Origin of the sequence: Natrinema halophilum (assembly GCF_013402815.2) — an archaeon.
Taxonomy (GTDB): domain Archaea; phylum Halobacteriota; class Halobacteria; order Halobacteriales; family Natrialbaceae; genus Natrinema; species Natrinema halophilum.
In genome coordinates this window covers 948,643-970,340 of sequence record NZ_CP058601.1, presented here as the reverse complement: position 1 = coordinate 970,340, position 21,698 = coordinate 948,643, and the positions used below count along the sequence as shown (strand labels likewise).

Annotated in this window: 21 protein-coding genes; 12 read left to right on the top strand and 9 right to left on the bottom strand. The window is 59.5% G+C overall.

Going from position 1 to position 21,698, the window contains the following annotated elements:
* Positions 1-168 precede the first annotated feature (168 nt).
* Both HYG82_RS25460 and HYG82_RS25455 read left to right on the top strand, forming a co-directional pair.
* On the top strand, positions 169-1,407 hold the full coding sequence (locus tag HYG82_RS25460; RefSeq protein ID WP_179259917.1) for a mandelate racemase/muconate lactonizing enzyme family protein: 1,239 nt from the start codon (positions 169-171) through the stop codon (positions 1,405-1,407).
* Positions 1,408-1,603: 196 nt separating this feature from the next.
* On the top strand, positions 1,604-3,667 hold the full coding sequence (locus tag HYG82_RS25455) for an alpha-amylase family glycosyl hydrolase (RefSeq protein ID WP_179259916.1): 2,064 nt from the start codon (positions 1,604-1,606) through the stop codon (positions 3,665-3,667).
* A gap of 122 nt (positions 3,668-3,789) precedes the next feature.
* Here the strand turns inward: HYG82_RS25455 and HYG82_RS25450 are convergent, their stop codons facing one another.
* The 4 genes from HYG82_RS25450 to HYG82_RS25435 form a co-directional block, all read right to left on the bottom strand.
* Positions 3,790-4,167 carry a hypothetical protein gene (locus HYG82_RS25450; protein ID WP_179259915.1) on the bottom strand — a complete coding sequence of 126 codons (378 nt, stop codon included), beginning with the start codon at positions 4,165-4,167 and terminating at the stop codon, positions 3,790-3,792.
* Positions 4,168-4,359: 192 nt separating this feature from the next.
* Positions 4,360-5,250, bottom strand: a complete 891-nt coding sequence (locus HYG82_RS25445; protein ID WP_179259914.1) for a sugar ABC transporter permease — start codon at positions 5,248-5,250, stop codon at positions 4,360-4,362.
* Between the two features lie 4 nt (positions 5,251-5,254).
* A complete protein-coding gene (locus tag HYG82_RS25440; RefSeq protein WP_179259913.1) occupies positions 5,255-6,196 on the bottom strand; it encodes a carbohydrate ABC transporter permease in 942 nt (313 codons plus the stop codon).
* Positions 6,197-6,220: 24 nt separating this feature from the next.
* Positions 6,221-7,414 carry an extracellular solute-binding protein gene (locus HYG82_RS25435; RefSeq protein ID WP_235217824.1) on the bottom strand — a complete coding sequence of 398 codons (1,194 nt, stop codon included), beginning with the start codon at positions 7,412-7,414 and terminating at the stop codon, positions 6,221-6,223.
* Between the two features lie 308 nt (positions 7,415-7,722).
* On the opposite strand from HYG82_RS25435, the gene HYG82_RS25430 reads away from it, so the two are divergent.
* Positions 7,723-8,859, top strand: a complete 1,137-nt coding sequence (locus tag HYG82_RS25430) for an ABC transporter ATP-binding protein (RefSeq protein ID WP_179259911.1) — start codon at positions 7,723-7,725, stop codon at positions 8,857-8,859.
* 281 nt (positions 8,860-9,140) lie between these two features.
* Positions 9,141-9,782 (top strand): cysteine hydrolase family protein, encoded by a 642-nt coding sequence (locus HYG82_RS25425; protein ID WP_179259910.1) that lies wholly within the window; start codon positions 9,141-9,143, stop codon positions 9,780-9,782.
* 113 nt (positions 9,783-9,895) lie between these two features.
* On the opposite strand, the gene HYG82_RS25420 is transcribed toward HYG82_RS25425, so the two are convergent.
* On the bottom strand, positions 9,896-11,941 hold the full coding sequence (locus tag HYG82_RS25420) for a DUF7997 domain-containing protein (RefSeq protein WP_179259909.1): 2,046 nt from the start codon (positions 11,939-11,941) through the stop codon (positions 9,896-9,898).
* Between the two features lie 184 nt (positions 11,942-12,125).
* Here HYG82_RS25420 and HYG82_RS25415 point away from each other — a divergent pair, with 184 nt between their 5' ends.
* The 3 genes from HYG82_RS25415 (at position 12,126) to HYG82_RS25405 (ending at position 15,242) form a co-directional block, all read left to right on the top strand.
* Complete coding sequence (locus HYG82_RS25415) at positions 12,126-13,184, top strand: TrmB family transcriptional regulator (protein WP_179259908.1); 1,059 nt, start codon at positions 12,126-12,128, stop codon at positions 13,182-13,184.
* 155 nt (positions 13,185-13,339) lie between these two features.
* On the top strand, positions 13,340-13,993 hold the full coding sequence (locus HYG82_RS25410) for a bifunctional 4-hydroxy-2-oxoglutarate aldolase/2-dehydro-3-deoxy-phosphogluconate aldolase (protein ID WP_179259907.1): 654 nt from the start codon (positions 13,340-13,342) through the stop codon (positions 13,991-13,993).
* Positions 13,994-14,072: 79 nt separating this feature from the next.
* Positions 14,073-15,242 (top strand): S1C family serine protease, encoded by a 1,170-nt coding sequence (locus HYG82_RS25405; RefSeq protein ID WP_179259906.1) that lies wholly within the window; start codon positions 14,073-14,075, stop codon positions 15,240-15,242.
* 363 nt (positions 15,243-15,605) lie between these two features.
* On the opposite strand, the gene HYG82_RS25400 is transcribed toward HYG82_RS25405, so the two are convergent.
* Complete coding sequence (locus tag HYG82_RS25400) at positions 15,606-15,803, bottom strand: hypothetical protein (RefSeq protein ID WP_179259905.1); 198 nt, start codon at positions 15,801-15,803, stop codon at positions 15,606-15,608.
* A gap of 152 nt (positions 15,804-15,955) precedes the next feature.
* Between HYG82_RS25400 and HYG82_RS25395 the strand changes: the two genes are divergently transcribed.
* From HYG82_RS25395 to HYG82_RS25385, 3 genes are all read left to right on the top strand, one after another.
* Positions 15,956-16,135: a protein translocase SEC61 complex subunit gamma gene (locus tag HYG82_RS25395; RefSeq protein WP_179259904.1), complete on the top strand. Its 180-nt coding sequence runs from the start codon at positions 15,956-15,958 to the stop codon at positions 16,133-16,135.
* The gene (locus HYG82_RS25390; protein WP_179259903.1) at positions 16,135-16,572 is read left to right on the top strand and encodes a transcription elongation factor Spt5; all 438 of its coding nucleotides are present in this window, start codon (positions 16,135-16,137) and stop codon (positions 16,570-16,572) included. Before HYG82_RS25395 ends, HYG82_RS25390 begins: the two co-directional genes overlap by 1 nt.
* Before the next feature lie 326 nt (positions 16,573-16,898).
* A complete protein-coding gene (locus tag HYG82_RS25385) occupies positions 16,899-17,705 on the top strand; it encodes an alpha/beta hydrolase (protein WP_179259902.1) in 807 nt (268 codons plus the stop codon).
* 24 nt (positions 17,706-17,729) lie between these two features.
* On the opposite strand, the gene HYG82_RS25380 is transcribed toward HYG82_RS25385, so the two are convergent.
* Entirely contained in the window at positions 17,730-18,017 is a 288-nt protein-coding gene (locus HYG82_RS25380; RefSeq protein WP_179259901.1) for a DUF7565 family protein, read from the bottom strand.
* A 121-nt stretch (positions 18,018-18,138) separates the two neighbouring features.
* On the opposite strand from HYG82_RS25380, the gene HYG82_RS25375 reads away from it, so the two are divergent.
* Positions 18,139-18,567: a hypothetical protein gene (locus HYG82_RS25375; RefSeq protein ID WP_179259900.1), complete on the top strand. Its 429-nt coding sequence runs from the start codon at positions 18,139-18,141 to the stop codon at positions 18,565-18,567.
* Between the two features lie 37 nt (positions 18,568-18,604).
* Positions 18,605-19,357, top strand: a complete 753-nt coding sequence (locus tag HYG82_RS25370; RefSeq protein ID WP_179264357.1) for a PHP domain-containing protein — start codon at positions 18,605-18,607, stop codon at positions 19,355-19,357.
* A gap of 58 nt (positions 19,358-19,415) precedes the next feature.
* Here HYG82_RS25370 and HYG82_RS25365 read toward each other — a convergent pair whose 3' ends face one another.
* Both HYG82_RS25365 and polX read right to left on the bottom strand, forming a co-directional pair.
* A complete protein-coding gene (locus HYG82_RS25365) occupies positions 19,416-19,892 on the bottom strand; it encodes a Mut7-C RNAse domain-containing protein (RefSeq protein WP_179259899.1) in 477 nt (158 codons plus the stop codon).
* 54 nt (positions 19,893-19,946) lie between these two features.
* The gene (gene polX, locus HYG82_RS25360; RefSeq protein WP_179259898.1) at positions 19,947-21,698 is read right to left on the bottom strand and encodes a DNA polymerase/3'-5' exonuclease PolX; all 1,752 of its coding nucleotides are present in this window, start codon (positions 21,696-21,698) and stop codon (positions 19,947-19,949) included.

The following is a 21,698-nucleotide window of genomic DNA, read 5'->3' as shown; positions in this document are numbered from 1 at the left end:
GTACAGGCTTTCATCACTTTCGTTTACAGCCGTTGCAGCGTTCGTTTACGGTACCGACGAGTATCACTCCCGCTCTCGAGTCCGCGTTCGGTTCATGAGTATAGGCGACTACGACACTTGCCTAGGAAAGGTGAAAACTATTACTATGATGAGAGTGAATGAATGTTCATGGGGATCGACTATTCACAGCTGCACGATCCGAACGCCGAATACACGATGCGGGACCTCTCGGCGAAAACGATGGGAGTCACCCGCGAACGGGGCGACGGCCGGGACGTCGAGATTACCGATATTCAGACGACGATGATCGACGGCAACTTCCCGTGGACGCTAGTCCGGATCTACACCGACGCCGGGATCGTCGGCACCGGCGAAGCGTACTGGGGGGCCGGTGCGCCGGAACTGATCGAGCGGATGAAGCCGTTCTTACAGGGAGAGAACCCACTAGACATCGATCGGCTAACCGAACATCTCGTCCAGAAAATGTCCGGCGAAGGTTCGATCGGCGGCGTCACGGTCACCGCAATCTCGGGCATCGAAGTCGCGCTCCACGACCTCGCCGGGAAAATTCTCGAGGTGCCGGCTTATCAGCTCCTCGGCGGCAAGTATCGCGACGATGTCCGCGTCTACTGCGACTGTCACACCGAAGAGGAAGCGGACCCGATCGCCTGCGCCGACGAGGCAGAACGCGTCGTCGAGGAACTGGGCTACGACGCCCTGAAGTTTGACCTCGACGTTCCCAGCGGCCACGAGAAAGACCGAGCGAACCGACATCTCCGCGGTCCCGAAATCGACCACAAGGCGTCGATCGTCGAAGCGATCACCGAGCGCGTCGGGTCGAGAGCCGACGTCGCGTTCGACTGCCACTGGACCTTCTCCGGCGGCAGTGCGAAACGACTCGCGACCCGCCTGGAAGAGTACGACGTCTGGTGGCTCGAGGATCCGGTACCGCCGGAAAATCACGACGTCCAGCGCGAGGTCACGCAGTCGACGACGACGCCGATTACCGTCGGCGAGAACGTTTACAGGAAACACGGACAGCGGCGTCTGCTCGAGGAGCAAGCCGTCGACATCATCGCGCCGGACATGCCCAAGGTCGGAGGTATGCGAGAAACGGCCAAAATCGCCGATCTCGCGGACATGTACTACGTACCGGTCGCGATGCACAACGTCGCCTCGCCGGTAGCGACGATGGGCAGCGTCCACGTCGGCGCAGCGATCTCGAACGTCTTGGCCGTCGAGTACCACTCGTACGAACTCGGCTGGTGGGAAGATCTGGTCGAGGAGGACGTCATCGAGGACGGCTACATCGAGGTACCGGAAACGCCCGGACTGGGGGTCACGCTCGATATGGACGCCGTCGAGGAACACATGATAGAGGGAGAGGAGCTCTTCGACGACGAGTGACGCCCCTTTACCCCGAGGGATGCCGGCCTTCAGCGAAAATGAGGGGCTTCGGGCTCACTGACGAGGGCCGCCAGCAAGCCGCCGATATGCCGGACTACTCCAATCGAAGTATGGTATTACACCACAACTTCATTCCACGGACAGGTATGAGGCCCGTGAACTGGCGAACGGATCGATTGGCGACTCGCGAGGGACGATGAACAGGGACGATCGACGGGCCCTCGCAGATGGCGGTGAGACCGAGCCCGAGCACTCGTTTGAAAGCGGTGATGGCTCTCACCATCCCGGTCCGCCCAGATTTGTCACCGTTGAGGAGGGGATCGTGGACCCGAACGGGAACGAGATGGAAACGCGCGACGATCTCGCGCCGTGGAACCCGGACGCCGATGGGACGTACACCTGGCGGGTACTCGAGTCGCCCAACGGATCGAGCGCGACACCGACGGACGGACCAGTCGCGGAGTTCGAGCCTCCCCCCCCAGGTGAGTACACCCTGGCGCTCGAGGCTCCGGATGGTACCCACGAACTGACGGTTCGTGCGTTTCCCGAAGTAGACGAGACCGAGCCGCGACCGCAGGTCGAACTCGACGCCACGGTCAGCAAAACGAAGGTACACCTTTCGGCGACGGCGACCGTCGTCGGCGACGGTGATCCAGCAGTCGAGTTCTACGTCGACGATCGGAATGCGGACGTACTCGAGACCGACAGTACGTTCCCGGTTAGTGCGATCGACGAGCCGGTCCGGGTCTACGCCGTCGCAGTGGACGAGCGACACTCCGTTCCGGATGCGATCGATCTGGTACCGGACAGTGACCGGACGGACGGACCGACTATCACTGTCGAACGCCCCTTCGAACCGCCGGAGTGGGCCGTCGACGCGATCGTGTACGAAATTTTCACCCGTCGGTTCCCGGATCAAGAGGACCCTACATTCGAGACCATCACTGATCGCCTCGACCACCTCGAGCACCTCGGGATCGACGTCCTCTGGCTGACGCCGTTTCTCGACGCCGAGAGCGGTTTCGGGACGCCGATGGAGCACGGTGGCCCCCACGGGTACGACACGACGGATTACTTCAGCGTCGATCCGGACCTTGGAACGATGTCGGACCTCGAGGCGCTGGTCGATGCGTGCCACGACCGCGATATCAGGGTCGTCTTCGACCTCGTCATCAACCACACCTCGGATTCGCATCCCTTCTTCGAGGCCGCCGTCGACGAAACGCATCCAGATCACGAGCGGTACCGCGACTGGTACCGCTGGGCGGATTTCGACGACGGAGACGCAGACACCTACTTCGGCTGGGACGACATTCCAAATCTGAACTACAGCAATCCCGAGGTCCGGGAATACCTCCTCGAAGTCGTCGACTTCTGGGCCGACAAAGTCGACGGATTCCGGGCCGACGTCGCCTGGGGCGTCCCCCTGAGCTTCTGGACGGAGGTCGCAGACCGATTGACGGGGACGAAAAGCGAGTTCTTCCTGCTGGACGAGACCCTCCCTTCCGACGTCGAAATGGGTGGCGGACGATTTCATATGCACCACGACGACGTGCTCCACGACGCGCTCGAGCAATTGGGCGAGTCGGTTACTGGAGACGGTGCGAACGAGTCCGTTGAGGAGCGGGAAGTGACCGGGGAGCAAGATGGCGCAGTGGCAGACGAGTTTACTGATTCCGCAGTGGGCCTGGATACGACGACCGCCGAGGCCGTTCTCGAGGCGATCGACGACCGAAAGCGTCGAGGCGCACATGCGGATTCCCGGTGGCTATTGTACGTCGAAAATCACGACACGGACCGATATCTCAGTACCTACGGCCGAGACGCACAACTGGCCGCCGGTGCTGTGACGTTCACCCTTCCCGGTTCGCCGATGCTCTACTATGGTCAGGAGACCGGCGTGAGGGGACGGCGCGACCCGATGAACTGGAACGCGTTCGACGAGGATCTCCTCGAGTACTACCAGCGACTGATCGACCTTCGGAAATCGCACCCGGCGTTACGTGCCGACGCTGGACTCGAGCGCATCGAATACGAGACGGACACCGACGCGGCGGTCGCGTTCGCTCGCACAGAGCAGGTGACCGGGCGTCGCATCGTAGTCGTGCATCACTTCGGAGAGGGATCGGCCACGGTCTGTCTCGACGAACCCGTCGATCCCATCGACCTCCTGACCGAGACGGACGTATCCGACGGTGTCGACGATTCGGGGAAACGGTCGCTTTCGGTCGAAACCGTCGTCATCCTCGAGTGTCAGTGACGGTCAACCGGAGGGACCGCCGTTGCCTGTAAATTGGCCGAGAAGACAGCCACTGTTGTGATTACCGATTTCCGGAGGTTCACCGACCGATGGTGCGATGGAGGCGACCACCGAAAGTCGGTTCAGTGTTGTTCGGTGACGATAGCACTCGTTATTAGCAGGATAGTGAGTACGGCGATCTCGAACGAAACGATCCCTGAGACCCACAGTAAGACTGCGACCGCGTTGAGGCTGAGGGCGATGGTCGGAAGCTGGGTGACGATTACGCTAGCAAGCGATACCGATTGATCTCTCGCTTCGGTTCCATCGGCGACGTCGTTCCATTCCCCGTCGATCTCCTTTTCCGTCCACGTCGTTCGAGCGTCCTCTGGCGCGACGAACTCGGTTCCACAGCGTCGACAGGTGATGTGGCGACTCGAAAACGGGATGGGATAATCTGCCGGACAGTTCGGACAGAGGATGCGTTCGGATATTCGCTCTGGTTCCCTATACTCTGTCATTCTCGGTGATTGTCGGGATATCCGAGCGGAGGGATATATGCTTTCTCTGTCAGACCCCTAAAATCCGGTACGTTTTGATGGCCTCCGTCTGCCATCATTCGGTGGTATCGCGTCTACGATTTGCGGAGCCGGCTAATAGACGTGGCTGCGGACGGGGTACAAAAGCGAAAAGGTCCAACGATTGATCTTCTATCAACCGTCCATGCCACCGAAGGAGAGGCCGCTCTCAACGTATCGCTGGGCAAAGAAGTAGATCAGTGCAACAGGCATGGCAAACAGGAGCGCGAACGCGGAGAACTGGCGCCAATTCGTGTCCTGGTCGCCGACGAGACCGTACAACTCTACCGACAGCGGATAGAGTTCGGCATCGTTGATCAACGTTTGCGCGACGATGAACTCGTTCCAGCCAGCAGTCCACGCGAACACCAGCACGGCGGCGATTCCGGGCTTCGAGAGCGGAAGAATTACCTCTCGAATGACTTGCCAGTGGCTGGCACCGTCGACCACGGCTGCTTCTTCGTACGAGACGGGAATGTTGTCCATGAACGTTTTCAGCAGCCACGTATTGAACGGGATCGCTCCTGCCCCGTAGAAGAGGCCGAGAACCAGCAGGTTGTCGGTCAGCCCGTAACTCGAGAACAACGCGTAGAGTGCGATGAGCACGGCAATCGAGAGGCCTGCACCCACCTGGGTGAACAAAATATACCCGTAGAGGAGGTTTCGTCGCCCGAGGAACTCACGCCGCGAAAGCGCGTATGCCCCTGGAATCGAGAAGACGAGCGTGACGATGACCGTCACCGAGACGACTATCAGACTGTTCTTTAGCCCCCGGTAGAATCTCTCGTTTTCCAGGACCCAGACGAACGCGTCCAGATTGTACGCGGACACGTCACCGAATAAGCTTTTGGAGGACGTTAGTGTCTGTCCCGGGGATAGCGCAGCGGAGATGATCCAGTAGACCGGAAACATGAGGACGAGGAGCATTCCAATAGCCAATCCGGTTGTAAGGATCGTTTTGACGATATCTAACGGGGTTTTTCGACCGGCTTCGATGTCGTCTATCGTATCGGTTACTTTACCCATATGATCACACCCCCTCAGCAAGGTTCGTTTTCTTGACAGCTATCCACATGAACAGTCCGATGAACGCGATTGCGACGACCATGATCGCCGATCCTGGGCCGTAGTTACCGAAATTAAGGGCTTCTCGGTAGCCATAGACGAGGAGTAATTCGTTCTGTCGTCCGGGTCCACCTTCGTTGAATACCCACGGAATCAGGAAATTCTGGAACGATGTGGCAGCGGTGAGGACCGAGGCGAAGATGAGCGGGCCCCTGATTGCCGGCAGTGTCACGTGGATAAACCTGGTGAAATAACCGGCACCGTCGACTTTGGCTGCGTCGTGGAGTTCCATCGGAACGTCCTGGAGCGCGCTGACTGTGATGATCACCATAAACGGATACGCGAGCCAGGCTTCCGTGATTACGTACGCCCCGAAAGCGGCCCATCGATCCGCCATCCAGCTCACCTGGACTGGAGAAAGAAACAGTTTGCTCAGGATGACGTTAACCGGTCCGAACTTGGCCGGGCTAAATATACCTCGCCAGACCGAGATCGTAAAGATCGGTGGAAACCCCATCGGTATTATAATAATCGCACGCATGTAACGTTTCCAAACTACTCGATTGTGAGTGAGAACGTTCGCTATCGCGAGCGTGATGACGATCTTTATCGCGAGACTCACGAAGACGTACAGCCAGGTTATGCCGAGAGATCGCCAAAAGGCCTCTTCGGAAAATAATTCGATGTAGTTTTGGAACCATATTATTGATAAGTCCCCACCGATCACTTCTCCCGCAGAACTCGCATCGGTGAGTGACAGATAGACGAGATACAGGATCGGGTATAGCATGAACAAGGAAAACAGGACCAGTCCTGGCAAGACGAGCGCTATCCCGATGTCCTTCGTGCCGGATGGAAGTCTCTCCTGGACCCGATCTGAAAGGTCTCCAGACGTACTTGAAAACATATTACTGAGATATGCTTGCGAAAATTAGCCCCAGTTGCCTCGAATCTCTTCGGCTGCGCTTTCTAACTCCGATTGTGGGTCGTTACCCGAGCCAACGACGTTCTGGATCGCGCTTTTGACGGGTGCCCAGACGGCGTCCATCTTCGAATTAGCCGGCATCGCCATTCCCATTTCCACGCTATCGCTAAACGATTTGACCTGGTCGCTGAGTTCACCACCCTCGATGACCTCGGTGAGAACGGGGATCAACGCATGCTCCTCGGCGTTGGTGGTAGCTACGTCTTTGGTCGTCGTGTACCACTCTCCCCACGCCGTCGTCGCGTCGAATACGTCGTCGTCCGCTTCCCCGAGACGAGACGTGAAGTACCACATCTGGATACCCGTATACGGTGTCGGTTCGCCACCGTTCGGTGCAGGCAACGTCGTTACACCGACGTCGATTCCTGCATCACTGAATCCGCTGATGTTCCACGGACCGGTAATAATGAAAGGCGCATTACCGTCCTGGAACACCGAGACGTTCCCGTCAATTTGGAGGTCCTCCGGGGAATGCTCGTAGATATTGTCTCGAGCGAACTCGAGACCTTCGACGACCTCGTCGGAGTCGACGCCGAGATCGTCGGCTCCGGCGTCGTAGAGGACGCCACCGAACGCCTGTAAGTACCCGCTGATGTTGTACACTTCGCCGGGACAGGCGATACCGTAATCGGTGTCGACGCGTTCCATGATGGAAACCATCTCGTCGGCCGTCTCCGGCGGCTCGTCGACCAGGTCCTTGTTGTACAACAGCGCTGTCGTTTCCGCGCCGTAGGGGAGCCCATACAGGTTGTCCTCCCACCTGACCGCACCGGCAGCGACCTCCGTATACGTCGAATCGACGTCGACGTCGATGTCGTCGGTCGCGTCGTACAGGTTCCCATCCTCGTGTTCTTTTCCCACCCAGTCGTGTGCCCACGCGAAACTCATCGGGCCATCGTTTGACGGGAGCGCAGTCTCTAACTGGTCACCCAGGTTCGAGATGCTGGATGCTTCGATCTCGTGATCGGTCTCGTCGTTGAATTGCTCGAGGAAACCGTCGACAGTGTCCTTCTCTGCGTCGGTGAAATCGTGCCACAACGCCGCGTCGTTGCCACCACTGGTGAATAAGCCTGTACACCCTGCAAGCGCTGCCCCACCCGCGACACCACCGATGCTTTTGAGCACTGATCTGCGTTGCATTGTCATGCCTCAATCATTGATGAATAATATCTTCATGTATTTAATAGTTTGGGATCGGAATTGTCATGTATTCATAACTAAGGACCAATGGTTTTTTCGGCCAATGCGATCGACGAGTCACGACTCGATACACTCTCTTCCCACGATAAACGCGCTAAATAGGGTGCTTTGGAAGCGATACCGGTCGAATCGTCTCGACTATCTCCAACGCGTGTGGCGAACGGGGAGCCATAATATTGGATGAGAAATTACTTCCCAAATATCGATTTTTGGAAAGTGTTTTATCATTCCCCGATAATTGTGATGCTATGGCGCGGGTCTCAGTCAACTCACTACGAAAAGAATTCGACACGGGCAACGTGGTCGCCGTCGACGATCTTTCCCTCGAAATCGAAGACGGCGAATTCGTCACGGTGGTCGGTCCGTCGGGCTGTGGCAAGACGACGACGCTCAGGATGCTAGCGGGGCTCGAGCGACCGACGGCAGGAACGATCAAGATCGGTGACGAGAACGTGACGGACGTCCATGCGAAAAACAGAGACGTCGCGATGGTGTTCCAGAACTACGCGTTGTATCCACACAAGACCGTCTTTGAGAACATGGAGTTCGGGCTCCGGATGAGTACCGACTTGAACGAGACCGAACGCGAGCGACGGGTCGTCGAATCGGCCGAAATGATGGACATCGAGGATCTCCTCGAGGACAAGCCGGACGAACTTTCTGGCGGGCAGAAACAACGCGTCGCGCTCGGGCGCGCGATCGTCAGAGAGCCCGATCTGTTCCTGTTCGACGAACCGCTCAGTAACCTCGACGCGAAACTTCGAACGAGCATGCGAGCGGAGATCCAGCGTCTTCAGAACGAACTCGAGATCACGGCAGTCTACGTGACACACGACCAACACGAAGCCATGACGATGGGCGATCGAATCGTCATCCTCGACGGCGGCGAACTCCAGCAACAGGGACGACCCACCGAGGTCTACGAGAACCCGGTAAACGAGTTCGTCGCCGGCTTTATCGGGTCACCGTCGATGAACTTCGTCGACGTCGACGTCGAATCTACTGGTTCCCGACTGCGCCTTACCGGAGCAAACGGCGGGTTCAGTTTCGACCTCTCGCCGGCGTACGTCAACAATAGCGAGGTCGCACTCGACTCGAGTCGATATACGCTCGGAATTCGGCCGGAGAACGTCACTCTTGTCGACCCCGGAGCGGCTGACTCGATCACGGCGACTATCGACGTGGTCGAACCCGTCGGCTCCGACAACTTCCTCCATCTCGACGTCAACAGCGAATTCATCGCGCGCGTCGACTCGGACGTGTATCTCGAGCCGGGCGACCGAGTGTCGTTTACGTTCGACGAATCGAACATCCACCTATTCGATCACGAAACGGGCCACAACGTCTTTGCTAGTAAACCCGACGCCCCCACCGTTACGTCTTGAGTCGAGAAGGAAACCGTCCGGTACGCGAGAGTGTGAGAAGCTCGTCATCCTCGCTCGACGCACGTCGTAGTTGGGTTGGGGCGCACCTGTGGCTATTACGACCGTGTTCTCCTCATTCGACCGTTGCGGAACGGAGACCCTCGGATCGGACGTATAACAGTAGATAGTAGAACGGTTTCTTTATTCCGGAATGGCTTTGAAACTGAATCGAAGGATTCGGTAAATATAGATGCGAATTAAACGTACTGTACGTTCAATATGGGGGACCCGGAGATCAGTGTATGAACGAATACATTCGCCCTCACCGGAACAGTGCAGTCTTACTCACCATCGACACGCAAAACGACTTCACGTTGGCAGGTGCCCCAGCTGAAATCGATGGAACTGCCGAGGCGGTGCCACAGATCCAGCGACTAGTCGAAACCTTCCGGTCCCAGCAGACTCCGATCGTACACGTCGTCCGGTTGTACAAAGAAGACGGGTCGAACGTTGATCAGTGCAGGAAATCGGATATCGAATCCGGTGCGAAGGTCGTTCGCCCCGGGACTGACGGCGCAGAGCCGGTCGCCGAATTGAAACCCTCGACAGGCGTGCGCCTCAACGCGGACCGGTTGTTAGACGGCAAGTTCCAAGAGATCGGTCCACAGGAATATGTGATGTACAAGCCCCGCTGGAGTGCGTTCTATCGAACATATCTGAACGACTTTCTCGAGGTGCGCTCGATAGATACCATCGTCGTATGTGGCTGTAACTTCCCGAACTGTCCACGGACGACAGTCTACGAGGCGAGCGAACGTGATTACCGCATCGTCTTCGTGCCTGACGCGACATCTGGCGTCTACGAGCGAGGCGTACAAGAGCTAGAGAATATCGGCGTCGCGGTCAAAAAAACCGAAGACGCCATCGATTGGATAACGAAGTAGTTTGGATGGAGGCTGCGTAGTCCGAGTGTTGCATACCTGACCCATGCTTTGCAGCGTTTTCGACTCCTATTCTGCATAACGAAATCGTTTGCCAACTCCTGATATGCGGACAATCAATTCTGCACCCCAGTGCGGTCCGTGGCATCCGCGAATGACGACGAAACGGGTGCCTCGAGTGCGCTCTCCGTCGCAAACCGGATGGCGTGGGGCCACCCAAGTGGCGTTGCACTGTCGGGTGTTCCGTCGTCGAACAGTTGCTCGGGGAGGAATCCGCCGGGTCGACGAAGCGGGCCACCAGGGCTGACGAGCGCCAACAGGGTGCGCCCGCGCTCCTCGAAACGCTCGGCTTCTTCGCAGCCGTTGGCCGCCAGTAACTTGCTGAGATTGATGGCGGCGTGAGCACCCCAGGCCGTCGTCACTGTCCAGATCTTTTCGGCACCCTGCTCACGCACTCGCCATGGATCTCCCTCGAAACGCGCGAGACCTTTGACCGGTCCGTCTGGGTCCCGATACAGTCCGTCGAGCGTCGTCTCGACGTGGGAGACGAGGCGGTCGAGCCGTTCATCATCCACGCTCTCGAGCGCGTCGTATTCCCGATGGGCCGTAGCCAAGGCGAGCGTACTTCCGTCCAGTCGGTCGTCCACGTCACCGTCGTCCACGCGCATACCGTAAACGCCGCGCTCGGGCACCCAGAAATCGTCCAGAGCGGTATAGATGTCCCGGGCGCGTTCTCGAGCGCGCGTGGTGAGAGCGTCGCCGACCGGTGCTCGAGCGATCGCCGCGTACGCCTCGAGGAACGTCGCGGCCGTGTGTGCGAACCGCCCGGTCATGTTCTCCCACGCATTTTGAACCCTTCCGGGAAGACCGTCGTCGTCGAGCGATTCGTCCAGACCATTGAGAGCGGCTACGAGCGTTTCCCGTACCCGTTCATCGGTGGGGTCGACGTGGCTGAGGTACGTCGCGAGAAACGCCGCCACGCTCGCCGTCTGGTCCGCTTGATACTCCTCGGACTCGCCTTCTTCCAGTCGACCATGCGCCCACCCGGGAGCGAGTTCGCCGTTGTGCGGCCAGACCCGATGGGGCCACGTACCGTCGGCCAATTGCGTCTCACTGTAAAAGCGAGCGCTCTTTGCGTGCCACTCCTCCAGACCGAGCCCCAACCGAAGATCGGCGGTGAGGAGAAATCGTGCGATTTCGGCGTCGTCGCGGAACCAGGTGTAGCCGTAGCCACCGGAGTATCGATAGAATGGGTCGAACTCGGGGCCAGCCATCCGTGCACCCGTCGGTGCGCGTAACAACGCGAGCGCACGGAGATCTGTAAACCCCCCTTCGATGCCACGGCTCGATGCGATCAACTGGTCGTGGGCCTGTTCGCGGCCCGCCTCGAGTATGGCTTCGCTTTCGGCGTGATCAGCCGCAGCGGTTCGGACGCGCTCGAGCGCGTCGGTTCGGTTGCCGTCGTCCGAGAGCAACGTCGCGATGGTCGTACACGGAGACGAACCCGGAAGTTCCAGTTCGGTCATCACGATCGGGCTGAGACGCGCTTCCTCGTAGCGATCGTCGGTCTGAGAACGCGGAAAGTCGGCCGGTTCCGCTGCGAGTAACTCGGCGAAGCGTTCGGGGACCTGCCCCGTTACGGATAGATCCGTCGAGGCTGCGAGGAAATCATGTTCGGTAGCATGGTGAACCTCGACTGCATCACCGTGCCAGAGTTGACCGATCCGCCCCGCACGCCCTTCCGGAGCGAATTCGAAGCAGGCATGCAGGCTGAGATCTTCGTCGGCCGCGGCTGCCTGCTCGAGTGAAAAGTGGGTCAGGTGGAGTCGGCCGATCGTGACGTCGTATTGATTGCAGGTCAATCCGTCGACGGAATGCGTGGTCTCGACGACTGCGGTGTTCTCGACGTAGCGTTGGTGGCTGTCGTCGGCGTCGAACCAGCTGACGGTGCCGTCTATTTCGAGCCCGAATCGTGAGCGCTCGATACCAGCCAAACCCGAAAGCGGGTACGAATAGTCCCTGTTAGATCCATCGGGGGCGATGTGAACGAGCCGATCGTCGAGTCCGGAGAAGAGTCCCGTCGTGGACCTGCGCTCACCTGGGAACCGTCGGGGGTCTCCCTGTGAGCGCTTGAAGTCGTTGAGGGCGCCATGTAGTTCCATCATTCTCACAGACCACTCCCGGAGCAATAAACTTTGTTGAAAAATCTATTCTCACTTTTCATTTCAGGTACCTGGCTGTGATACACCCTCGATGGTCTCCCGACCAGTCGGACGTGCAGCGATCGGAGTCACGGACCAAGCATATTTTAGACCGTCAGCTCAATCTTTGATGTATTGAATACACATGGATGACGACGAGCTAGCCGAGCTTCTCGAGCGGTTCGGTCTCTCAGAAAAAGAGACTGATACGTATCTGGCGATCCTCGAACACGGGGAATCAAAAGCCAGCACGATCGCCGATGCCGCCGACGTATCGAAACGATACGTCTACAGCATCAGCGAGGAATTGGAGAGGCGCGGCTTCGTCGAAGTCGACGATCATTCGGTGCCGACGGTGATACGTCCGATCCAACCCGAGACCGTCGTCGAGCGGCTCACAGATAGCGTCGAGGAGATCGAGCCAGCGCTCCAATCACGGTATACGACGACCGAGCGCTCCGGCGAGCAGTTCGAGGTGATCAAGTCTCGGCAGACGGTGCTCAAACGAATCGAGAGCATGTTAGTGGGGGCTGAAACGGAAGTGACCCTCTCCTTGCCGGCGGCGGTCCTTCCGCGAATACGGTCGACGCTCGAGGCGACGGTCGACCGAGGCGTACTCGTTCTTCTCCTGCTTGGTGCGACCTCGGGGGATCAGGACATCGCATCGCTGGCCGGGACGGCCAGTACGGTCCGTACCTGGGATGCGCTCGTGCCGACAATGTTGACGGTCGACGGCCAGCACGGACTGCTCGCGCCCAGTCAGATCCTGACGACGTCGACGAGTGATACGCGAGCCATCGCGCTCTCCCAGGATCAGCTCGTTCCGGTCCTCGCCGGCTCGTTTCTGGCGAACTACTGGCCGACCGCCGAGGAACGATACGTGACGACCCCGAACGAACTTCCCTGTACGTACGAGCGATTTCGAAGCGCGGTCTTCCAGATCGCGCTCCACCGAGCGACGGATACGCGAATCGAAGCGTCGGTTACCGGGTCGCCGGTCGGCGACCGAGACATTCCGTCGTCGCTCACCGGGGAGGTGGTCGACGTGCGACAGAGCCTGGTCCGGCCCGTCACCTCGACGCTGCCGATCGAGAACGCATTCGAGATCGAGGTCGACGGCGAGCGATACACGGTCGGGGGAACCGGCGCATTCCTCGAGGACTACGAGGCGGAATCGGTCACCATTGACGAACTGGCGGAGTAGTACCCGTTGCATTGTTTCGACTGTGAGTAAATTTATTTACCGTGGGCCCGAACGTCCGTCGTAATGAACTTACCCACGGATCTGATGGGACGGATGACAAGTGGGGATCGAGTATCGTCCGTTAAACAGCGCTACGACGGTGGAGACGAGTACTGATGCCGGAGAAACACGTACTCAGGGAGCGGATCGTCGAGAGCGGTGTCATCGCGGTCCTCCGCGGTGTGAGCGAAGAACGGATCGTCCCGGTGGCTCGTGCAATCCACGATGCAGGGGTCGACGCACTCGAGATAACAGCCGATGGGACGCACACGGCGGAGAAGATATCCGCTGTCGATCGAGAACTCACAGACACGGATGCGATAGTCGGCGCAGGAACCGTCCTCGACGCACCGACTGCGGAGTCCGTAATCGACGCGGGGGCCTCGTTCGTCGTGTCGCCACATACCGAGACGGACGTGGTCCGGATCTGTAACCGAAACGGCGTCCTCGTCGCGCCCGGCGTCATGACTCCCACGGAGGCGGTGACTGCGATGGAGGCTGGCGCGGATCTTCTGAAAATGTTCCCGGCATCGACCGTCGGCCCCGATCACATCGGTGCGCTCTCGGGACCGCTGGGTGACGTCGACATCGTTCCGACGGGCGGCATCTCGCCCGACAACGTCGCCGCGTTCTTCGATGCCGGTGCCGTCGCAGTCGGTGCGGGCGGGGCGATCGTCGACGACGAAGCCATCGCTGCGGGGGATTTCGATCGAATTCGGGAGAATGCTGCATCGTTCCTCGAGGCGGTCGAGGCTGCGCGGGAGAAGTAACAAAGTGTCGACAATTCGAAACGCTACTGGATCTCGAACAGCCACAGACCGACCGACTGCTCGTGCTGGTTATCGTTTTATGGCGCTCGTCGGGGTCGCTACGGCCGTGACCTCCCAGCAGTCTTCTCGCAGGCAGGTGCTGCGTACGGTCGGGACCGCCACAGCTGTCGTCTTTGGGAGCGGTACGGCCTCGAGCGCTGCAGCTCAGGACGGACAGTCAGGCGATTCTACCGTCGGCGTCGATAGCCCGTATACGTCGACGTATCGGGATACTATCGATTCCGTCGTTCTTGTCACCGTCTCGGGAACGGTCGGTGGCGGCGGGGATCGAGGAGGAGGGGGTGGTGGGCTCGGCTCCGGTTTCGTCATCGACGATCAGCACATCGTTACCAACAACCACGTCGTTCAGAGCGCGAGCGAGGACGGCATCGAAATCCAGTTCAGCAATCAGGAGTGGCGCACCGCGTCACTTGTCGGTACGGACGCCTACGCAGACCTCGCTGTCCTCGCCGTCGAAGATATGCCCGACGTCGCCGCGGGCCTCCCGTTCGTCGAGTCGAAACCGGTTATCGGCCGCGAGGTACTCGCGATCGGCAATCCGCTCGGCCTCAACGCATCGGTCTCACAGGGGATCGTCAGCGGCGTCAACCGGGTCCTCCCCAGCCCGGCCGGGGCGGGAATCCCGGCGACGATCCAGACCGATGCGCCGATCAATCCCGGTAACAGCGGCGGCCCGCTCGTGAACCTGGACGGAGAGGTGATCGGCGTCGTTTTCGCTGGTGCCAGCCAGACAATCGGGTTCGCTATCTCCGCGCGTCTCGCGAACCGAGTCATCCCTGCGCTCATCGAGAACGGTTCGTACGAGCACCCGTATATGGGCGTCGGGGTGATCCCCGTCGGTCCGGACATCGCCGACGCGGTCGGACTCGACGAAGCGACCGGTGTTCTCGTCGTCGGCGTCGTTCCGGAGTCACCCGCCGATGGCATCCTCCAGCCGGCCAGGCGTGGCCGTCCATCGAGCGGCGACGTCATCGTCGCAATCGACGACCAGGAGGTGACGACTCAGGCGCAACTCCAGACGTATCTCGCCCTCCAGACCTCGCCGGGCGATACGATCGAACTCGAGGTCGTTCGGGACGGTGAGATCAGGACGGTCGAATTAACCCTTGCGGTACGTCAGGAGTTCGAACGGCCGCGGATACCGATCGGGGAGGGACCAGGCGGTCGATCTCCGATGCCACAGCCCTGAACACAGCTGACACTTGTCGTCTTCCGTGACCGAAACTGTGATGACCGAACGAAAAACCGAGAGACGAGCGGAAAATCGGTCGAACGAGTTTGATCACCCGTCTCGGCGCCGCTGACGAAACCGGATAGAACGTTCTCGGCGCCGCTGACGAAACCGGATAGAACGTTCTCGGCGCCGCTGATGAAAACGGATAGAACGTTCTCGGCGCCAACTCCTTCCGTCTGTCACGTCGGTTTCAGACGTCGCCGACAGGTCACCTCGATCTACATCGTCGGATCGAATCGAACTGAATCGGACCATCCGTCGAAAACGGCGTTCCGCCCCGATATGCGTCGCTGCTATCCCATCGGTTCCGATCCCAACTCAGTTCTCGTCGTCTTCGTTGCCCTCCGCCTCTTCGAGGGTATCGGCATCCTCTCGCGGTGCGTTCTGGGTCCCGAGATCATCGTCGCCGTCATCTACTTCGTCGGGGTCGCAGTCGATCCGCTCCAGTTCCTCGTTGACCTCCGCTTGTCGTTCCGCCTCGTGCTCGTTTGCTCTGTCTGCATCGTCTTCCGCCATATCGTTGCTCTGGTGGCCGAACGGCTTGGCCGCGGGGCCGTCTATCGCAACGTCGATACCGATCCCGGCGGACCGGTCTCGAGCGCCGACAGCCAGGAACCCCCTCGGACACGAAAGACAGATAAAAGACCCTACGCTGTGACTAGACAAACATGGACGTTCCGTACGACCTTACCTCGTACGTTCGGGTGTTGAAGATGGCAACGACACCCACTACTGAGGAATTCCTACAGGTATCAAAAATCGCCGGTGCAGGTATCCTTCTGATCGGTCTGGTCGGGTTCCTCATCGGCGCGATCATGCTGTTCGTGACCAACGGTGGTGGCGTCTAATGGGCATCTTCGCTGTCAAAACGACGGCGAGTCAGGAACGAACAGTTGCGGATATGATCATAAACCGTGAGGAACCGGAGATCCACGCAGCCCTGGCACCCGATTCGTTAACCTCCTACGTCATGGTCGAAGCCGAGGGAAACGCGGTACTCGAACGTGTCCTCGAGGACATTCCTCACGCACGGAGTATCGTTCCCGGAGAGTCAGACATATCTGAGGTTGAACACTTCCTCTCGCCGAAACCCGATGTCGAAGGGATCGCAGAAGGCGACATCGTCGAACTTATCGCCGGTCCGTTCAAGGGCGAGAAGGCCCAAGTTCAGCGCATCGACGAAGGGAAAGACCAGGTGACGGTGGAACTGTACGAGGCGACAGTGCCGATTCCGGTGACGGTCCGGGGCGACCAGATTCGAGTGCTGGATTCCGACGAACGGTAGTGAAACGGTTCATTCGGCGATTGCCCTGTGGATTTCAGCCGAGGGAGTTTTGTGCAATATTTTGTGAAAAGCGGTAGCCAATGTTCAGTCTGCCGGGAGACGAGTGCCACCGATTGTGTTCTCATTCCCGCTGATCTCCCGGTTCTCCTAGACCTGTAGTTCCCGTTGTGCGCCGTCGCTACACCGCCACGTAGGATCGAGCGGCCAGTTAGTTACGACAGGAAGACAGAGATGGTTCATAAAAACCATTTCTAATGGGGAAAAAACTCTATAGCCTCCTGTACGGAAGAACAGATCGTTCGCCATCGGGATGCGAACGTCTCGCAATGGAATCTGATGCTCGCACGACGTCGGCATCGAGGGATAGCAACGAAACCACGTCCGTCTCGAGACGACGGCTGTTACAGTCGACGGCGACGGCGATATTAGCTGGAACAGGGCTGAGCGTTCGGTCCGGGCCGGTCGTCGCGGACTCCGACGAAATTATGGAAATCGATTTTCGTGGTGGGAGTCCGCCTCTCTCCGACGCGCCTCAGGGAGAGGACGAAGTCGTGTTCACTGTCCACGGCTACACGGCCTCGTCGATCAGCGTCAGCGAGGCGGAAGCGTTCCAGCAGACGGCCAGGAATCTCGGCTATACCGAAACCGTCACCGCGGTCACGTGGGACGATAGCGGGAACGCGGATACGGCCGAAGCGAGTGCGAGGGAAACTGGCAATATGTTCGCCGAGTGGCTCGCAAGGTACACGAACGCAAATCCGGACACGACGATCCGTATCCTCGGACATTCGATGGGAGGGATCGTCCAGATGGAAACGCTCGACGGCATCGACGGCTCGTTTACGATCGGGACCGCAGACAGTATCGGTTCCTACGAGGTGGACAACGGTCCCTGTGAAAGCGGCCCCTTCTACGATTCGATCCAGAAATCGGCCGCGGAGGTACGAAACTATTACTCGACGAACGACGGAATCGCTCGTCTCGGGAGCGGTCCAGCGGACTGTGGCGGTCGGTCCTGCGATGGCACAACGCCGCCTAACTACTGGGATGTCGATGTGAGCGGTTCGGTTCCGGACCACATCTCGTACAAACGGACTTCCAGCTGCGTCTCCCGGATTCTGGATAACTACTAACGAACTGAGGCGCTCAGCAGGCTACTATCGTTTTAGTTCGGCCGCGATCGTTTGCATATCTGCGACCGATTCGATTTCCTCGAGTAGCTCTTCGCGTTCTCGGACTGCCTCGGAGCTAGCACCGTACGCGCGGACGTACTCGGCGCGGCTGTGCTCGGTGAAGGCGTGGCGAATTGCGAGGTAGCCGTCGGGGACGACTGTGCCACAGACTTCACACTCTCGACGCTTGTGGTCCGTCGCCTGATGCACAACGGTCGATTCGACGTCCTCGAATACCGATCCACAACCGTCGATGCCACATTCCCAGGCCATGCGATAGTAAAGGTCTACTGGCCGTCCTAATGATCCTTTCGCAGTCGTTCACGGCCAGGCCCGTTGGTCAAAAAACATGTGCCCGATAGACCTTCAGCCGTCGAGTCTGAAGGTCCTATCTATGCCGGCGACTAACAGGTCAGAACTGGCATCCTTCGATGCCGAACGTGTGTGCCAGGCCGTCCAGGAGACGGTGACCGGACCATTGTACGCATTCTGTGAATACGACACGGAGTCGTTTCGGCCACTCTATCTCAACGATACTACCGTCTCAAGATACGAGAGTCGAGATGCGATGCTCGATCACTTCGAGCGAATCCACACGAACGTCCACATGGATTTCATGCAAATCAAGCTCTTTCGGAACACGCTGTTTCCGGACGCCGGGCGCGTCGAGTACATCACAACGGCGATGGACGTTATGAAAATCGTCCGCGTCTACGTCGGTGACGACGGACTATTTCTCTCGATCGACCGAGACGAACCGGTGGTCCCGATCATCGACACGATCAAGGCTATAGTCGAGTGGCCGCAAAATCAGAATTCATAACTCGACTGTCCTGAAAGAGATCACCGTGACCGACGAAGTGACGTCCCGGGTCGACTGTCACGTGAAAGTGCTCGATGACCGCGTGGTCGAGCGAGCCGTTCGCAAGGACCTCGACGTGATTGTCTACGCACCTCACTTCACCCGACTCCCGGAGATCCGTGAGCGCGCAGCGGCGTACTCTAGCGACGATCTGCTCGTGATTCCTGCCCGCGAAGTGTTTACCGGATCGTGGCAAAATCGAAAACACGTCCTCGCGATCGGCCTCGAGGAACCCGTGCCGGATTTCATCCCGCTCGAGGCGGCGATGGCCGAGTTCGACCGACAGGACGCCGCGGTGCTCGCTCCGCATCCGACGTTCGCGAACGTAAGCGTTGGAGAGCACGATTTACGTACGCACGCGGAGACGATCGACGCTATCGAAATTTTCAACCCAAAACATCTGCCGTTACACAACGGCCGTGCACACAATCTCGCGGATATGCTTTCGATGCCACCGTACACCTCCTCGTACGCCCACCTGCCACGATCGGTAGGCATTTCTCACACCGCGTTCGAAACGCCTATCGAGAGCGAATCCGACCTCGTGGCCGCGCTCGCGGACGGCATCGGTCGCCGGGTCGTCTACGATAACGGCCTCGAGCGCTGGCTGACCACGGCGGCCGAGGTCGGGCACCTCGTGTATGAGAACACGTGGAAAAAAGTCGATCGGTTATTTCTCTCTGGAACGGAGCCAACCCACCCACAGCACATCGCCTACGAGGGGCGGTTTGACGACGTCGCCGTGTATTGACCACTGCGGAAGTTCGGCCGGAAAGGGGCTCGGGAGGCACGCGACGAACACGTCGACGTTACGTGTTCGTTTCCCGTTCATCGACCGCGTCACGGACCGCCGAGAGTCTCTCTGCGACGCGCTCCCAGTGACTGCCGCGCCAGAAGTACTGCCCACAGTCACGACAGACCTGGACATCGAACTCGGTCGGATTGGGTGCGTATTCCGGTGTCGACGCCGCTGGGCCGACGCGTTCGAGCGGGCCGTTACACCGCCCGCAGAATTCCGGCTCCTCCGCCAACGTGAGATCGAGTCCCACCGTAGCAAGTTCCGTTAGTTGATCCTCGACGTCCCGGGACTCGAGCAGGACCGATTCGTCGGCCCTGTTCGCGAGTGACCTATCGCGCGTAACGATCGTCCTGTTGGTGTCGTGAGCAACGGCGAGCGCGTCGTCGTCGGCCTCGAGTCCACGATCGCCCGCGAAAACGGTGTCGTGGTTGCACATTCGCAGATACGAGACGACTCCGCCGCACATGACGTCGACAAGGAGTTTCATGAGTGAACCAGTACAGTTGTGGAAGGCGCTGGATGATGGGCGAACGCAGGCGGCTCAGTGGAGGAATTCCCGGATTCGCGTTTCGTCCCAGGCGTTGATCACGTCGTCCGGTTCGGCCCAGCCGCGTCGCGCGGTGTGGACTCCCCAGCGAACGTATTCGAGGGTCGACGGCTGGTGGGCGTCGGTATCGATCGCGATCTTCGCCCCCTCCTCCAGCGCAGCCTGGACGGCGCTTCCCCAGAGGTCGAGCCGACGGGGATCGCTGTTGACCTCGAGGGCAGTGTCGTGCTCGGCGGCGGCCCGTCCAACCGCCGTGATGTCGTAGTCGAGTCCGGAACGCTGGTTGAGCAAGCGGCCGCTGGGGTGGCCGAGAACGTCGATCGCGGGATTCTCGACGGCCCGGACGAGCCGCCCCGTGGCTGTTCCGGCATCCTGGTCGAGCGCGCTGTGTGGTGACGCGACGATCACGTCCAGTGCGTCTATCACCTCGTCGGAGAGGTCGATTTCACCCTCGGCGTCGACGTTCGCTTCGATCCCGGCGAAGACTTCGATGTCGGCGTCGTCGCCGACCTCACGGATGTCTGAGACCTGCTCGAGGATCTCTTCGCCCGAGAGCCCCATTCCACCGACCACGCCGGGACCCTCCGCGTGGTCGGCGATTCCGTAATACTCGTATCCCCGCTTTGTTGCGGCATCGACCATTTCGGAGATAGTGTTGTTCCCGTCGGACCACTCAGTGTGGGTATGCAGGTCGCCGCGGATATCAGCGCGCGTGACCAGGTTCGGGAGGTCGCCGGTCTCCGCGGCGGCGATCTCGCCACGATCCTCGCGAAGTTCGGGTGGCATCCACGGGAGTCCGAGCGCGTCGTACATCCCCTCCTCGGTTTCGCCCGCGACGCGCTCGCCCACGCGCTGTCCAGCATCGGGATCGTCTATCTCGCTAACGTCGAACGCACCGTACTCGTTTAGCTTCATACCGCGGTCGATCGCGTAATTGCGGAGGCTGACGTTGTGATCCTTGCTCCCCGTAAAGTACTGCAGGGCAGAACCAAACTCCTCGGGGACGACCACGCGCAGGTCGACGCGGATCTCGCCGACGCGGACGCTGGCCTTCTCCGGTCCGGATTCGATCACGTCGTCGACCGAATCCCAGGCGACGAACGTTTCGATCACCGCCTCGTTCTCTGTCGTCGACGTGAGGACGTCCACGTCGCCGATCGTTTCCCGCCACCGGCGTATCGACCCCGCGACTTCGCAACGCTCCACCGCATCGATCGACTCGAGAAACGCCAATACGTCGTCCGCGAGCGGACGAGCCTCGCCGACGAGGTGGCGCTGCCCGACTGTGCGGGCGAACTCGAGGTTGTCGAGGATGTTGGCTTCCGTTTTCGGACCGAATCCCTTCACTTCCTGGACCTCGCCGGCCTCGGCAGCCGCCTCGAGGTCGTCCAGGGTCTGTACACCGAGTTCGCGATAGAGTTTCCCGGCCGTTTTCGGTCCAACCCCCTCGATGCGGGTCAGGTCGGCCATGTCGATCGGTAACTCGGCGCGGAGTTCCTCGAGCTCTTCGATCTCGCCCGTTTCGACGTATTCGACGATTTTCGACGAGATGGCGTCGCCGACGCCGTCGATGTTTTCGACGGCTTCCCGGTCGCCGGCCTCGACGCGGTCCGCGATCGGCGATGGATGGGCGCGAACGTTCTCCGCCGCGCGCCGGTACGCGCGCGGTTTGTACTCGACGTCGTCGGCCTCGAGCAGGTCCGCGAATTCCTCGAATCTGGCGGCGAGTTCGGCGTTGGTCGTCAT